Genomic DNA, 14,834 nt, shown 5'->3' on the forward strand with positions numbered 1-14,834 from the left:
TGACGTCCCGCTGCACCTAATGGAGTGTTTATGGCAGTCAAAGTCCTGGTGGTGGACGATTCGGGGTTTTTCCGCCGCCGCGTCTCGGAAATTCTTTCAGCGGACCCGAGCATCCAGGTGGTCGGCACCGCAACCAACGGTAAAGAGGCGATCGATCAGGCGCTGGCGCTCAAGCCGGACGTGATCACCATGGACTACGAGATGCCGATGATGGACGGCATCACGGCGGTGCGGCACATCATGCAGCGCTGCCCGACCCCGGTGTTGATGTTCTCCTCGCTGACGCACGAAGGCGCGCGGGTGACCCTCGATGCGCTGGACGCCGGCGCGGTGGATTTCCTGCCGAAGAATTTCGAAGACATCTCGCGCAATCCCGAGAAGGTCAAGCAACTGCTGTGCGAGAAGGTTCACAGCATTTCGCGCAGCAACCGTCGTTTCAGTGCCTACAGCGCTCCGGCACCTGCCGCTGCGCCAGCACCGACGCCTGCGCCTTCGACTGCGTCGAGCTACAGCAGCCACAGCAGCGCTGTTCCGGCGCGTCCGGCACCTGCGCCTGCTCGTGCATCCGCTGCAAGCGCTTCATCAGCAGCACCGAAACGCAAAGCCTACAAACTGCTTGCCATCGGTACATCGACCGGCGGCCCGGTAGCCCTGCAACGCGTGCTCACGCAATTGCCGGCAAACTTCCCCGCGCCGATCGTGCTGATCCAGCACATGCCGGCGGCGTTCACCAAGGCTTTTGCCGAACGCCTCGACAAGCTCTGCCGCATCAGCGTCAAGGAAGCCGAGGACGGCGACATCCTGCGTCCGGGCCTGGCGTTGCTGGCACCGGGTGGCAAGCAAATGATGATCGACGGCCGTGGCGCGGTGAAAATCCTCCCGGGCGACGAGCGTCTGAACTACAAGCCGTGCGTCGACATCACTTTCGGCTCGGCGGCGAAATCCTACGGCGACAAAGTGTTGGCGGTGGTACTGACCGGCATGGGCGCCGACGGCCGCGAAGGGGCGCGTCTGCTCAAGCAGGGCGGCAGCGCGGTGTGGGCGCAGGACGAGGCCAGCTGCGTGATTTACGGCATGCCGATGGCCATCGTCAAAGCCGATCTGGCCGACGCGGTGTACAGCCTCGACGACATGGGTAAACACATCGTCGAGGCGTGTCTCTGATGGATGTTCTCAGCCTCATCGGTCTGATCATGGCGTTCGTCGCCATCATCGGCGGCAACTACCTTGAAGGTGGCCACCTCGGTGCACTGGCCAACGGCCCGGCGGCGCTGATCGTACTCGGCGGCACCGTCGGCGCGGCGCTGCTGCAATCGCCCATGAGCGCGTTCAAACGCGCCATGCAGATTCTGGCGTGGATCTTCTTCCCGCCGCGGGTCGACCTGGCCGGCGGCATCGACCGCGTGGTCAACTGGAGCCTCACCGCCCGCAAGGAAGGCTTGCTCGGGCTTGAAGGCGTCGCCGATGCCGAACCCGATGCCTACTCGCGCAAAGGCCTGCAATTGCTGGTCGACGGTGCCGAGCCGGAAGCCATTCGCAGCATTCTGGAAGTGGATTTCTACACCCAGGAATCGCGCGATATCGAAGCGGCCAAGGTCTTTGAAAGCATGGGCGGCTACGCGCCGACCATCGGCATCATCGGTGCGGTGATGGGCCTGATTCATGTCATGGGCAACCTGGCCGATCCGTCGCAGCTGGGCAACGGCATTGCCGTGGCATTCGTCGCGACGATCTATGGCGTGGCCAGTGCCAACCTGATCCTGTTGCCGGTGGCCGCCAAGCTGAAGTCAATCGCGTTGCGGCAGTCGCGTTATCGCGAAATGTTGCTGGAAGGAATCCTGTCGATCGCCGAAGGTGAAAACCCGCGCTCTATCGAGTTGAAGCTTCAGGGCTTCATGGATTGATGGGGGAAATGGACCATGGCTCGTCGCAGGCACCAGGAAGAACACGTTAACCACGAGCGCTGGCTCGTGTCGTACGCCGACTTCATCACATTGCTGTTCGCGTTTTTCGTGGTGATGTACTCGATCTCGTCGATCAACGAAGGCAAGTACAAAGTCATTTCCGAAGCGCTGATCGGGGTGTTTACCGACTCCGATCGCTCGCTCAAACCGATCCCGATCGGCGACGAGCGGCCGAAAACCGTGACCCCGGCCAAACCGCTGGTCAAGGATGCCGAGCAGGTCGACGCCGGCATCGCTGGCGCCAGCGATCCGCTGAAGAGCATCGCCGATGACATCAGCGCCGCGTTCGGTGACTTGATCAGCTCCAATCAGATGACCGTGCGCGGCAACGAACTGTGGGTCGAGATCGAACTCAACTCCAGCCTGTTGTTCGGCAGCGGTGATGCGATGCCGAGCGACATCGCGTTCAATATCATCGACAAGGTCGCGGCGATCCTGAAACCGTTCGATAACCCGATTCACGTCGAAGGCTTCACTGACGATCAACCGATCCGCACCGCACAGTACCCGACCAACTGGGAACTGTCCTCGGCGCGTTCGGCGAGCATCGTGCGCATGCTGGCGATGCAGGGCGTAAACCCTGGCCGGCTCGCTTCGGTGGGGTATGGCGAGTTCCAGCCAGTGGCCAACAATGCCACCGTCGAAGGCCGGGCGAAGAACCGTCGCGTGGTGCTGGTGGTGTCGCGCAATCTTGATGTGCGCCGCAGCCTGACTGGCACCGGAACCGCGAATGCGCAACCGGATGCCGCACTCAAGCGGGCTGGCACACAAACTGCACCGACCCCGGTCAAGACGCCGGGACGCGAGAGTGCCGTCAATTCTCCGTCGCCCGCATTAACACGCTGAAGCATGTCTCGGCCGAGCCAATTGGCCGGGAGGAACGAACTGAATGAGAGTCTGGGCAGTCGCCAATCAAAAGGGTGGTGTCGGTAAAACCACATCCTCCATCGCTTTAGCCGGGTTGCTGGCCGAGGCGGGCAAGCGCGTGGTTGTGGTCGATCTTGACCCGCACGGCTCGATGACCAGCTATTTCGGCTACGATCCCGACAGTCTGGAACACAGCAACTACGACCTGTTTCTGCACAAGGGCAGCGTGCCGCAAGGCCTGCCGGGGCAGTTGCTGTTGTCGACCAGCGACGAACGCATTTCGCTGTTGCCGTCGAGCACAGCACTGGCCACCCTCGAGCGCCAGTCGCCGGGGCAAAGTGGTCTGGGCCTGGTGATCGCCAAGAGTCTGGCGCAGCTGTGGCAGGACTTCGATTACGCCATCATCGACAGCCCGCCGTTGCTCGGCGTGCTGATGGTCAATGCCCTCGCGGCGAGCCAGCAACTGGTGATCCCGGTGCAGACTGAGCACCTCGCCGTCAAAGGCCTGGAGCGTATGGTCAACACCTTGGCGATGATCAACCGCTCGCGCAAACAGGCGCTGCCATTCAGCATCGTGCCGACCTTGTTCGACCGTCGCACGCAAGCCTCGATGCACACCTTGCGTGTGCTGCGTGACAAATTCCCCGAGGAGATCTGGCAGGGTTACATCCCGGTCGACACGCGTCTGCGCGACGCCAGCCGCGCCGGTGTCACGCCTTCGCAATTTGACGGCAAGAGCCGTGGCGTGCTGGCTTACCGCGCGCTGCTCAAGCACCTGCTCGCGCAGCAACTTGTTCCGCAGGTGGCCTGAACATGATCTCCATTTGCTTGCCCGAACCCTGTGGGAGCGAGCCTGCTCGCGAAGCAGGCGACGCGGTTTCCCTGCCAGGCGCTGATCACCGATGAACCGCCCAGTGAAACTCACCTCACGTCCGCAACGGGCCTTGCAGTCTTATCTGGAAGACTTGCTGCTGGATGTGCCCGACGAGTTGGCGCCGCCAGTCGCGCAGCAGACCCAGCCTGAAATCGTTGAAAGCACCGAGGTCATGGACGAGTTCCAGGCCGCCGTGCTGGAAGAGCAGGCCCGCGATGCGCAGCAAGCCGCCCGACCTGCCGCTGCGCCCGTTGTCACGCCAGTGGCCAAGGCACCGGTGGCTTTGCTCGAAGAGCCGCGCGCCGTGGTCTCGACCCTGGCGCCGCTGCTGCAAACCCAATTACTGAAAGTACCGGAGCCGGAAATCCCTGCGCCGGCCCCGGTTGTCAAAGAACCAGAAGAACCACAAGTGCTGGTGCCGCCGCTGGTCGAAGTGCACCTGCCGCCGAACAACCCGCCGCCGCCGGTGGAAACCGACGGGCGTCCGGCCTGGGCCGCCGAAGCTTTCGAATGCCTGCTGTTCGACGTTGCCGGGCTGACCTTGGCGGTGCCGCTGGTGTGCCTTGGTTCGATCTATTCGCTGGCCGGCCAGGAGCTGACGCCGCTGTTCGGTCAGCCGGAATGGTTCCTCGGGATTCTGCCGAGCCAGGCCGGCAACCTGAAGGTGCTCGACACCGCGCGCTGGGTCATGCCGGATCGCTACCGCGATGATTTCCGCCAGGGCTTGCAGTACGTGATTTCGGTGCAGGGTTACGAGTGGGGCCTGGCGGTGCATCAGGTCAGCCGCTCGTTGCGCCTGGACCCGAATGAAATCAAATGGAGAAGTCACCGGGGTCAGCGGCCATGGCTCGCCGGCACCGTGATCGAGCACATGTGTGCATTGCTTGATGTCTCCGCGCTGGCCGAGTTGATTGCCAGCGGCGGAGCAAAGCACATGAGCGGCAACAAGCCGCTACATAAACCGACTTAGCAGCCGACATAACTATCAGGCGATGGCATTGTTCAATGCCACCACACAGAACACACACCGCCCGGGGCGGTTTTTTCGAGGGGTCAGGGTATGAGTAGTCAGGCGTCGAATGCAAAAGGTTCTGAAGATCCGATCCTGCAATGGGTGACCTTCAAACTGGATAACGAAACCTACGGCATCAACGTGATGCGCGTGCAGGAAGTGTTGCGCTACACCGAGATCGCGCCAGTGCCGGGTGCGCCAAGCTACGTGCTGGGCATCATCAACCTGCGCGGTAATGTGGTCACCGTGATCGACACCCGCCAGCGCTTCGGCCTGAGCACCGGTGAGATCAGCGACAACACCCGTATCGTCATCATCGAAGCCGACAAGCAGGTGGTCGGGATCATGGTCGACAGCGTGGCCGAAGTGGTTTACTTGCGTCAGTCGGAAATCGAAACCGCACCGAACGTCGGTAACGAAGAATCGGCCAAGTTCATCCAGGGCGTGTGCAACAAGAACAACGAGTTGCTGATCCTGGTCGAGCTGGACAAGATGATGAGCGAAGAAGAGTGGTCGGAACTGGAGAGCATCTGATTTGATTCTCGAGGTTGCAGTCATTGTCCTGTTCCTGTTCTGGGCAGGCACGCTGGCAATGTTTTTGTCGTACATCAAGGCGCAGCGGGTGATCGCTGCGCAGCAGGCCCAGGGCGATGCGCTGCGCGATCAGCGCATCAAGGACCTGGCCAAGCGTGTCGACGACTACCAGAACGGCAACGTGCGCATGGGCGAAGCCCTGCACGAGCTGCGCGCGGTGGTCGGCCCCTTGCCGGACAAAATCGTTGCCCTGGAGCAGCGCGACCCGTCGAGCCTGTCATTCGCCCAGGCGGCGAAACTGGTGGGCATGGGTGCGAGTGTTGACGAACTGACTCAGTCCTGCGGGTTGACCCAGGCTGAGGCAGAGTTGATGCGCAAACTGCACAAGAACTGATTGTCGTACCGGGATCGTTCCCACGCTCTGCGTGGGAATGCATCTTGGGACGCTCCGCGTTGCGCCCGTGAAATGTGACGCAGAGCGTCACGGGCGGCATTCCCACGCAGAGCGTGGGAACGATCAGTAATCGTCGCCGCGTGCGGTGATGTCCTTCTCGACCATCGGTGCGTCCGGGTCGTGTCCCTCTGGGAATTTGCCTTTCAGATTCCACGCAAACGCGATGATCTCGGCGATCGTGCGGTACAGCTCTTCGGGGATGCTGTCGCCCAGTTCCATGCGGGCCAACAGCCGCACCAGTTCGGCATTCTCGTAAATCGGCACTTCGCAATCGCGGGCAATGCGCAGGATTTCTTCGGCGAGTTCTTCGTCGCCCTTGGCGGTGAGGGTCGGGGCGTGGTTGCCGTCGTATTTGAGGGCGATGGCCTGGCGTGGGGCAGTGGAATCGTTCATGCGGTTTCGTCGACCCAGCGGTGTTCGAGGCGGGTTTGGTTGCCTTGCGGCGGGGTGCCCTGGTGGCAGTCGATGTCGCCGACATTCAGCCCGCGATCGAGCAGGCGTTGACGCAGGGCGAACAGGTTGTTTTCGATCAGGTCAGCGGTGTACGGCCGCTCGGCCCAGAGTTGCCCGGACAGGCTGCCGGCCACCAGTTGCGCCTGAATCTGCAGCGGCCCAAGCGGTTCCATGTCGAACGCTAGATCGACCCTCCACAATTGCTGTTTCGGCTCGCGCTCGTCGCGGCGCTCGTTTGCTTGCGGCTCGCGTTCCGGCGCTTCTTCGCGCTGGAACTTGACCTGCAACGGCACGATGTCCTGCAGGTTGCGCATGGGGATTTCCAGTTGCCAGGTGCTGAGCAGGCGGCCGTCATCGGTGACGCCGGTCTGCTCCAGGCTCGACAGCTGATGGCTTTGCAGGCGCGACACTGCGGCGGCAGCGAGGCGCAGCAACTGTTCCAGATCGCCTTCGCCGTCCTGACCTTGCAGCAAACGTTCGGGCAGCGGGAAGCTGCTCGGCACCGGTTTGGCGCTGACCTGGCCGAGCATGCCGAGGGCGTTGCGCACGAAACTCGGCAGCGCTTGCGCCAGGGTGTTGGCCGCGATGATCGCGTTGAAACTGGTGCTGCTCGGCAGGCCCGGGGTCAACTGCGCGATCAGCTTGAGCAGATCGGCTTTCATGTCCGGCGCAAGGCTCGGGTTTTGCCCGGTCAGCAGTTTGGTCTCAAGGAACACGCCACTGTTGGCCAGGGCCAGCGCCACGCCTTTGGCGGTGCTCAGTTGTTGCACATCCGGCAGACTGGCGAGCAATTTGTCGACCACCGCGCGCAAATCGGCGGAGGTCTGGTCGGTGGCCGGCGGCAGGTTTTGCAGCGCGTTCAGCAGGCCGCTCAACGAGGCTTGGCGGCTTTGTTGGCCGAGCAGTTGCTGACTCACTGCCAGTTGTTCCTGACGGTTGCTCAAGGGCACAAATTTCAAGGTTTGCGTGTCTTCGACGATGGCTGACAGCAGGGTGCCGATGCGCAGCGGTTGCGGGCTGTCGATGGTCAATGTGCTGCCGCTCAACGCGGTGTTGAGCAGGCTGACCATCGAGCGAAACACCGTTGCTTGTCCCGGCGTCTGCGGCAGAACCTGCGAGGTCAGCACCTTGCCCTGTAGCAGCGTGCCGACCGGCAACTGCGCGGTATCGAGGCGGGTGAGGGCGGCGACGTTGCTGGCGATCGCCTGTTGCACGGTGATCGCCAGATTGCCCGCCGAGGGCTGGGTGATCGCCAGGTTGGTGCCTTGCGGCAAGGGCAGATTGCTGGTCGCTTGCACGGTGGTCTGGCGGCCGCCGTCGACGGTCACCTTGAGCAGCAATTCAAAGGTCTGGTCGGCCTGCTTGAGCGACAACACCTCGGCCTTGGCGCTCTGCCCGCTGCCGATCAAACCTTCAACCGGGGTCAGCAGCTTGAGCAGTTCCCCGACCTGCGGGCGCACGGTCGCCGCAGAGGCGGGCGGCAGCGGGAGGATGTTGATTTCGCCTGTCATACGCGGACACAACCTGAGGAAATTGCGCTCTTGAGAGTAAGGCACGGCATGTATAATGCCGCGCGTCGTGCGCTTCGTTGAAAAAACATAGCAATTGTTTGATCCAGCTCGCCAGTTCGAGCCTTCAATGCAGCTATGCTGCCTCTCTTTAACGGCCGCGCCAGAGCCGACTTGAACCGTATAAGGCCCGTGATCCCTTGACCAGTCCTGTCCTGCAAACCATTGCCCTGGCGTGTGAACGTGACCTGCGGCTGCTCTTCGAGAACTTCGAATTGCGCCTGGCCGGTGGCGACATGGTGCAGATCAGCGGTCCCAACGGCAGCGGCAAAACCAGTCTTTTACGTCTGCTGGCCGGTCTGATGCAACCGACGGACGGCCAGGTCCTGCTCAACGGTCAGCCACTGACCGAACAACGCCACGAACTCGCCCGCAACCTGCTGTGGATCGGCCACGCCGCCGGGATCAAGGATCTGCTGACGGCGGAAGAAAACCTGTCCTGGCTCTGCGCCCTGCATCAGCCCGCCGAGCGCGAGGCGATCTGGCAAGCACTGGCAGCAGTAGGATTGCGCGGTTTCGAAGATGTTCCCTGCCACAATCTGTCGGCCGGTCAGCAACGTCGCGTGGCATTGGCGCGGTTGTATCTGGACAGCCCGCCGCTGTGGATTCTCGACGAGCCGTTCACCGCCCTCGACAAGCAGGGCGTCGCGCAACTCGAAGAGCACTTGGCGGGCCACTGCGAACGCGGTGGTCTGGTGGTGCTGACCACGCACCACACGCTGAGCCGGATGCCGGCCGGTTATCGCGATATCGATCTGGGGAAATGGGCCGTATGAGTGTGTTCGGCCTGCTGCTCGCCCGTGAGTCCCGACTGCTGTTTCGCCGCCCGGCGGAGCTGGCCAATCCGCTGATTTTCTTCGCCATCGTCATTGCCTTGTTCCCGCTGGCCGTCGGCCCGGACACTCAGGTCTTGCAAAACCTGTCCCCGGGGTTAGTCTGGGTGGCGGCGTTATTGTCGGTCCTGCTGTCGCTGGACGGACTGTTCCGCAGTGACTTCGAAGACGGCTCGCTGGAACAGTGGGTCCTTTCGTCGCACCCGCTGCCACTTCTGGTCCTGGCCAAGGTGCTGGCACACTGGCTTTTCTCCGGTCTGGCACTGGTGCTGCTCTCGCCGTTGCTGGCGCTGATGCTCGGTTTGCCGACCGCCTGCCTGCCGGTTTTGCTGTTGTCGTTGCTGCTGGGCACACCGGTACTGAGCTTGCTCGGCGCGGTGGGCGCGGCGTTGACGGTGGGATTGAAACGCGGCGGCCTGTTGCTGGCGCTGCTGATTCTGCCGTTGTACATCCCGGTGTTGATCCTCGGCAGTGGCGCCTTGCAGGCCGCCTTGCAAGGCATGCCGGCGACCGGGTATCTGCTGTGGCTGGGTAGCCTGACCGCCCTGGCGATCACCCTGACACCGTTTGCAATAGCGGCTGGCCTGAAGATCAGCGTCGGCGAATAATAATGAGGTCTGGTTAAAATTTAACCACTTTGTCGAAAAGAATGACCCGCGCCAGCTCACATCGAGGAGCGGCACCCGTGATGGAAACAACATGAACTGGACCTGGTTTCACAAGCTCGGCTCGCCCAAATGGTTTTACGGCATCAGCAGCAAGTTGCTGCCGTGGCTGAGCATCGCCGCGTTGCTGCTGATCGCTGTCGGCGTCGTCTGGGGCCTGGCCTTCGCGCCGCCGGACTATCAGCAAGGCAACAGCTTCCGCATCATCTACATCCACGTACCTGCGGCGATGCTCGCTCAGTCGATCTACGTGATGCTGGCGGTGTGCGGCGTGGTCGGGCTGGTGTGGAAAATGAAACTGGCCGATGTCGCCCTGCAATGCGCCGCCCCGATCGGTGCGTGGATGACCGCCGTGGCGCTGGTCACCGGGGCGATCTGGGGCAAACCGACCTGGGGTTCGTGGTGGGTCTGGGACGCACGACTGACTTCGATGCTGATTCTGCTGTTCCTGTATTTCGGCGTGATCGCGCTGGGCAACGCGATCAGTAACCGCGACAGCGCCGCCAAGGCCTGCGCCGTGCTGGCCATCGTCGGCGTGATCAACATCCCGATCATCAAATACTCGGTGGAGTGGTGGAACACCCTGCACCAGGGCGCGACGTTCACCCTTACCGAAAAACCAGCGATGCCGGCGGAAATGTGGCTGCCGCTGCTGCTGACGGTCCTGGGTTTCTACTGCTTCTTCGGCGCCGTGCTGTTGCTGCGCATGCGCCTCGAAGTGCTCAAGCGCGAAGCCCGCGCCAGTTGGGTCAAAGCCGAAGTGCAGCACAGTCTGGAGGTCGCTCGATGAGTTTCGCGTCATTCGGCGACTTTCTCGCCATGGGCCATCACGGCCTGTATGTCTGGTCGGCCTACGGCATCTGTCTGGCGGTGCTGGCCCTCAACGTGGCGGCGCCGATCCTCGCCCGCAAGCGCTATCTGCAACAAGAGGCGCGTCGTCTGCGTCGGGAGAACGGCCAGTGAATCCGCTGCGCAAGAAACGTCTGATCATCATTCTGGCCATTCTGGTCGGGGTCGGCGCTGCCGTCGGCCTGGCCCTCAGTGCCCTGCAGCAGAACATCAATCTGTTCTACACGCCGACGCAGATCGCCAACGGCGAAGCGCCGCAAGACACGCGCATCCGCGCCGGCGGCATGGTCGAGAAGGGCTCGCTGCAACGCTCGAAGGACTCGCTGGACGTCAAGTTCGTCGTCACCGACTTCAACAAGTCAGTGACTATCGCCTACCGCGGCATCCTCCCGGACCTGTTCCGCGAAGGGCAGGGCATCGTTGCCCTTGGCAAGCTCAACGCCGACGGGGTGGTGGTGGCCGATGAAGTGCTGGCTAAGCACGACGAGAAGTACATGCCGCCAGAAGTGACCAAAGCGCTGAAAGACAGCGGTCAATCCGCGCCAACCCCTGCGAAGGAGGGCTGACATGACCTCGGCGATATTCATTCCTGAGCTGGGTCATCTGGCGATGATTCTGGCCCTGTGTTTTGCCCTGGTGCAGGCCGTGGTGCCGTTGCTCGGCGCCTGGCGCGGCGACCGTTTGTGGATGGGCCTGGCGCAACCGGCGGCGTGGGGCCAGTTTGCCTTTCTGCTGTTTGCCTTCGGCATTCTCACCTACGCGTTCATGACCGACGATTTCTCGGTGGCCTATGTGGCGATGAACTCCAACAGCGCGCTGCCTTGGTACTACAAGTTCAGCGCGGTGTGGGGCGCTCATGAAGGCTCGCTGCTGTTGTGGGCGTTGATCCTCGGCGGCTGGACCTTCGCCGTGTCGGTGTTCTCGCGGCAGTTGCCGCAAGTCATGCTCGCCCGCGTACTCGCGGTGATGGGCATGATCAGCACCGGTTTCCTGCTGTTCCTGATCCTGACCTCGAACCCGTTCGCGCGGATCCTGCCGCAGATTCCGGCCGACGGTCGCGACCTCAATCCACTGCTGCAGGACATCGGCCTGATCGTGCACCCGCCGATGCTCTATATGGGCTATGTCGGCTTCTCGGTGGCCTTCGCCTTCGCCATCGCGGCATTGCTCGGCGGGCGCCTCGATGCTGCCTGGGCACGCTGGTCGCGGCCATGGACCATCGTCGCGTGGGCGTTCCTCGGCATCGGCATTACCCTCGGTTCGTGGTGGGCGTATTACGAACTCGGCTGGGGCGGCTGGTGGTTCTGGGACCCGGTGGAAAACGCCTCGTTCATGCCGTGGCTGGTCGGCACCGCACTGATTCACTCGCTGGCAGTGACGGAAAAGCGCGGCGTGTTCAAGAGCTGGACGGTATTGCTGGCGATTGCCGCGTTCTCGCTGAGCCTGCTGGGCACGTTCCTCGTGCGTTCCGGCGTGCTGACGTCGGTCCACGCGTTCGCTTCCGATCCTGAGCGCGGCGTGTTTATTCTGATCTTCCTGCTGTTCGTCGTCGGTGGTTCGCTGACCCTGTTCGCTCTGCGCGCACCGGTGGTGAAAAGTCAGGTTGGCTTCAATCTGTGGTCGCGGGAAACCCTGCTGCTGGGCAACAACCTGGTGCTGGTCGTGGCCGCGTCGATGATTCTGCTCGGCACGCTGTACCCGCTGATACTTGATGCCCTCAGTGGCGCGAAAATGTCGGTCGGCCCGCCGTATTTCAATGCGCTGTTCATTCCGTTGATGGCGTTGCTGATGCTGGTCATGGCGGTCGGCGTGATCGTGCGCTGGAAGGACACTCCGGTGAAGTGGCTGGCGAGCATGCTCACCCCGGTGTTGCTCGGCAGCGTCGCGCTGGCGGTAGTTGCCGGTGTCGCTTACGGCGATTTCAACTGGGCGGTGATTGCGACGTTCCTGCTGGCGGCGTGGGTGCTGCTCGCAGGTGTTCGCGACCTGTTCGACAAGACTCGCCACAAGGGCCTGATCAAAGGCCTGCCGACGCTGACCCGCAGCTATTGGGGCATGCAGATCGCTCACCTCGGTATTGCCGTGTGCGCGCTCGGCGTGGTGTTGTCGAGCCAGAACAGTGCCGAACGCGACCTGCGTCTGGCGCCGGGCGAGTCAATGGACCTGGCCGGTTATCACTTCGTTTTCGACGGTGCCAAGCACTTCGAGGGGCCGAACTTCACTTCCGATAAAGGCACCATTCGGGTGATTCGCGACGGCAAGGAAATCAGCGTGCTGCACCCGGAAAAACGTTTGTACACCGTGCAGAACTCGGTGATGACTGAAGCCGGGATCGACGCCGGTTTCACCCGCGACATTTACGTCGCCCTTGGCGAGCCGCTGGATAACGGCGCCTGGGCGGTCCGCGTGCACGTCAAACCGTTCGTGCGCTGGATCTGGTTCGGCGGCCTGCTTACCGGCTTCGGTGGTTTGCTGGCGGCGCTGGATCGGCGCTATCGGGTCAAGGTGAAAAGCAAAGTGCGTGAAGCGCTGGGCATGACGGGAGCGGCGGCATGAGACGTTGGTTGATGTTGGTGCCGCTGGCGATTTTCCTGTTGGTGGCGGTGTTTCTGTATCGCGGTCTGTACCTCGATCCGGCGGAGCTGCCATCGGCGATGATCAACAAGCCGTTCCCGGAGTTTTCCTTGCCGAGCGTGCAGGGCGACAAGACCTTGACCAAGGCCGACATCCTCGGCAAACCGGCGCTGGTGAACGTTTGGGGCACCTGGTGCATCTCTTGCCGGGTCGAGCATCCGGTGCTGAACAAACTCGCCGAGCGAGGCGTGGTGATCTACGGCATCAACTACAAGGACACCAACGCCGATGCGTTGAAATGGCTGGCCGAGTTTCACAATCCGTATGCGCTGGATATTCGTGACGACGAGGGTTCGCTGGGCTTGAATCTTGGTGTCTACGGCGCGCCGGAAACCTTCTTCATCGACGCCAACGGCATCATCCGCGACAAGTTTGTCGGGGTGATTGACGAGCAGGTCTGGCGCGAAAAACTCGCGGCCAAATATCAGGCGCTGGTCGACGAGGCCAAGCCATGAAGCGTTTTCTCGCTGCGGTGGTGTTGGGCTTGAGTCTGGTCGGTGTCGCGCATGCGGCCATCGACACCTACGAATTTGCCAAAGAAGGTGATCGAGAGCGTTTCCGCGAACTGACCAAGGAACTGCGCTGCCCCAAATGCCAGAACCAGGACATCGCCGACTCCAACGCGCCGATTGCCGCCGACCTGCGCAAAGAGATTTTCCGCATGCTCGGCGAGGGCAAGGACAACCAGCAGATCATCGATTTCATGGTCGATCGCTACGGTGATTTCGTCCGCTACAAACCAGCGCTCAACGCCAGGACCGCATTGCTCTGGTTCGGCCCGGCCGGCCTGCTGCTGGGCGGTTTGGTGGTGATCGCGGTGATCGTCCGCCGACGTCGCGGCCAACGCGCCGCAACGCCGTCATCGCTGTCCATCGAAGAACGTCAGCGCCTCGACCAACTGTTGGATAAAACCCAAGAATGATTGATTTCTGGCTTGCCGCAGGGCTGTTGCTTCTGGTCGCCCTGAGTTTTCTGCTGATCCCGGTGTTGCGTGGCCGTCGCGCCCAACGCGAGGAGGATCGCACCGCCCTCAATGTGGCCCTGTATCAGGAACGTGTCGCCGAGTTGCAAGCGCAGCAGGCTGAAGGCGTGCTCGACGCGGCGCAAATGGACAGCGGTCGCGCCGAAGCGGCGCGGGAGCTGCTGGCGGATACCGAAGGGGTTGCCGCGCCGCGTGTGTCGAAGCTGGGCAAGCCGTTGCCGTTGCTTGCGGCCGTGCTGGTGCCGCTGCTGGGCTTGGGCCTGTATCTGCATTTCGGCGCTGCCGACAAGGTTGAGCTGACCCGCGAGTTCGCCCAGGCGCCGCAGTCGATGGAAGAGATGACCCAGCGTCTGGAACGTGCGGTCGCTGCGCAACCGGATTCTGCCGAGGGCCTGTATTTCCTCGGTCGTACTTACATGGCGCAGGAGCGCCCGGCGGATGCGGCGAAGATGTTCGAGCGTGCCGCCGGCCTCGCTGGTCGCCAACCGGAACTGCTCGGCCAGTGGGCGCAGGCGCAGTATTTTGCCGACGGTAAGAAGTGGTCGGGAAAGATTCAGGCACTGACCGACGAGGCGTTGAAGGCTGATCCGAAAGAGGTCACCAGTCTCGGCCTGCTCGGCATCGCTGCGTTTGAAGGCGAGCGTTATCAGGAGGCCATTGACTACTGGAACCGCCTGCTCGCGCAACTGCCGCCGGAGGACAACTCTCGCGCCGCGCTGCAAGGCGGAATCCAGCGCGCCGCCGAACGCCTGCAAGCTAGCGGTGGCAAGGTCGCTCAAGCACCCACGCCGAAGGGTGCATTGCTGACAGTCAGCGTTGACCTGGCCAGCGAACTCAAAGGCAAAGTGCAACCGGGCGACAGCGTGTTCATTTTCGCCCGCGCTACGTCCGGCCCACCGGCACCGCTGGCGGCCAAACGCCTGACCGTGGCCGACCTGCCGGTGACCGTCGAACTGGGCGATGCCGATGCGATGATGCCGCAGTTGAAACTGTCCAACTTTCCCGAAGTCCAACTGGTTGCGCGCATTTCCCGCGCCGGCCAACCCACTGCCGGTGAATGGATCGGTCGCAGCGGCCCACTGGCCAGCAGCACCACCGCGCCACAAAAACTGACCATCGACAGCCCGGACCAATAACCGGAACCA

At 62.4% G+C, this 14,834-nt stretch carries 18 protein-coding genes; 16 read left to right on the plus strand and 2 right to left on the minus strand.

Annotated elements, in window-relative coordinates:
* Positions 1–30 precede the first annotated feature (30 nt).
* From BLU52_RS06185 to BLU52_RS06215, 7 genes are all read left to right on the plus strand, one after another.
* On the plus strand, positions 31–1,164 hold the full coding sequence (locus BLU52_RS06185) for a protein-glutamate methylesterase/protein-glutamine glutaminase (protein ID WP_090282376.1): 1,134 nt from the start codon (positions 31–33) through the stop codon (positions 1,162–1,164).
* A complete protein-coding gene (locus BLU52_RS06190) occupies positions 1,164–1,904 on the plus strand; it encodes a flagellar motor protein (protein ID WP_090282377.1) in 741 nt (246 codons plus the stop codon). The genes BLU52_RS06185 and BLU52_RS06190 overlap by 1 nt, the downstream gene beginning before the upstream one ends.
* A 15-nt stretch (positions 1,905–1,919) precedes the next feature.
* Positions 1,920–2,810, plus strand: a complete 891-nt coding sequence (gene motD / locus BLU52_RS06195; RefSeq protein WP_042607549.1) for a flagellar motor protein MotD — start codon at positions 1,920–1,922, stop codon at positions 2,808–2,810.
* Positions 2,811–2,853: 43 nt separating this feature from the next.
* Entirely contained in the window at positions 2,854–3,642 is a 789-nt protein-coding gene (locus BLU52_RS06200; protein ID WP_090282378.1) for a ParA family protein, read from the plus strand.
* Positions 3,643–3,733: 91 nt separating this feature from the next.
* The gene (locus BLU52_RS06205; RefSeq protein WP_090282379.1) at positions 3,734–4,675 is read left to right on the plus strand and encodes a CheW domain-containing protein; all 942 of its coding nucleotides are present in this window, start codon (positions 3,734–3,736) and stop codon (positions 4,673–4,675) included.
* A 90-nt stretch (positions 4,676–4,765) separates the two neighbouring features.
* Positions 4,766–5,251, plus strand: a complete 486-nt coding sequence (locus BLU52_RS06210; protein WP_090282380.1) for a chemotaxis protein CheW — start codon at positions 4,766–4,768, stop codon at positions 5,249–5,251.
* A 1-nt stretch (position 5,252) separates the two neighbouring features.
* On the plus strand, positions 5,253–5,645 hold the full coding sequence (locus BLU52_RS06215) for a DUF2802 domain-containing protein (protein ID WP_090282381.1): 393 nt from the start codon (positions 5,253–5,255) through the stop codon (positions 5,643–5,645).
* 123 nt (positions 5,646–5,768) lie between these two features.
* Here BLU52_RS06215 and BLU52_RS06220 read toward each other — a convergent pair whose 3' ends face one another.
* Both BLU52_RS06220 and fliK read right to left on the minus strand, forming a co-directional pair.
* The gene (locus BLU52_RS06220) at positions 5,769–6,098 is read right to left on the minus strand and encodes an EscU/YscU/HrcU family type III secretion system export apparatus switch protein (RefSeq protein ID WP_047292576.1); all 330 of its coding nucleotides are present in this window, start codon (positions 6,096–6,098) and stop codon (positions 5,769–5,771) included.
* Positions 6,095–7,669, minus strand: coding sequence for a flagellar hook-length control protein FliK (fliK, locus tag BLU52_RS06225; protein ID WP_090282382.1), 1,575 nt, complete (start codon positions 7,667–7,669; stop codon positions 6,095–6,097). Before fliK ends, BLU52_RS06220 begins: the two co-directional genes overlap by 4 nt.
* Before the next feature lie 197 nt (positions 7,670–7,866).
* Here fliK and ccmA point away from each other — a divergent pair, with 197 nt between their 5' ends.
* From ccmA to ccmI, 9 genes are all read left to right on the plus strand, one after another.
* Complete coding sequence (gene ccmA / locus BLU52_RS06230) at positions 7,867–8,502, plus strand: cytochrome c biogenesis heme-transporting ATPase CcmA (RefSeq protein ID WP_090282383.1); 636 nt, start codon at positions 7,867–7,869, stop codon at positions 8,500–8,502.
* Positions 8,499–9,167 carry a heme exporter protein CcmB gene (ccmB, locus tag BLU52_RS06235; RefSeq protein WP_090282384.1) on the plus strand — a complete coding sequence of 223 codons (669 nt, stop codon included), beginning with the start codon at positions 8,499–8,501 and terminating at the stop codon, positions 9,165–9,167. The genes ccmA and ccmB overlap by 4 nt, the downstream gene beginning before the upstream one ends.
* A 91-nt stretch (positions 9,168–9,258) precedes the next feature.
* Positions 9,259–10,014 carry a heme ABC transporter permease gene (locus BLU52_RS06240; RefSeq protein WP_090282385.1) on the plus strand — a complete coding sequence of 252 codons (756 nt, stop codon included), beginning with the start codon at positions 9,259–9,261 and terminating at the stop codon, positions 10,012–10,014.
* Entirely contained in the window at positions 10,011–10,187 is a 177-nt protein-coding gene (gene ccmD / locus BLU52_RS06245) for a heme exporter protein CcmD (RefSeq protein ID WP_007939192.1), read from the plus strand. Before BLU52_RS06240 ends, ccmD begins: the two co-directional genes overlap by 4 nt.
* Positions 10,184–10,639 (plus strand): cytochrome c maturation protein CcmE, encoded by a 456-nt coding sequence (gene ccmE / locus BLU52_RS06250; protein ID WP_090282386.1) that lies wholly within the window; start codon positions 10,184–10,186, stop codon positions 10,637–10,639. Before ccmD ends, ccmE begins: the two co-directional genes overlap by 4 nt.
* A 1-nt stretch (position 10,640) precedes the next feature.
* Positions 10,641–12,629 carry a heme lyase CcmF/NrfE family subunit gene (locus BLU52_RS06255; protein WP_090282387.1) on the plus strand — a complete coding sequence of 663 codons (1,989 nt, stop codon included), beginning with the start codon at positions 10,641–10,643 and terminating at the stop codon, positions 12,627–12,629.
* On the plus strand, positions 12,626–13,162 hold the full coding sequence (locus BLU52_RS06260) for a DsbE family thiol:disulfide interchange protein (protein ID WP_090282388.1): 537 nt from the start codon (positions 12,626–12,628) through the stop codon (positions 13,160–13,162). Before BLU52_RS06255 ends, BLU52_RS06260 begins: the two co-directional genes overlap by 4 nt.
* Complete coding sequence (locus BLU52_RS06265) at positions 13,159–13,629, plus strand: cytochrome c-type biogenesis protein (protein ID WP_090282389.1); 471 nt, start codon at positions 13,159–13,161, stop codon at positions 13,627–13,629. The genes BLU52_RS06260 and BLU52_RS06265 overlap by 4 nt, the downstream gene beginning before the upstream one ends.
* The gene (gene ccmI / locus BLU52_RS06270) at positions 13,626–14,825 is read left to right on the plus strand and encodes a c-type cytochrome biogenesis protein CcmI (protein WP_090282390.1); all 1,200 of its coding nucleotides are present in this window, start codon (positions 13,626–13,628) and stop codon (positions 14,823–14,825) included. The genes BLU52_RS06265 and ccmI overlap by 4 nt, the downstream gene beginning before the upstream one ends.
* Positions 14,826–14,834: the final 9 nt, after the last annotated feature.

The organism is Pseudomonas granadensis, from assembly GCF_900105485.1.
Taxonomy (GTDB): domain Bacteria; phylum Pseudomonadota; class Gammaproteobacteria; order Pseudomonadales; family Pseudomonadaceae; genus Aquipseudomonas; species Aquipseudomonas granadensis.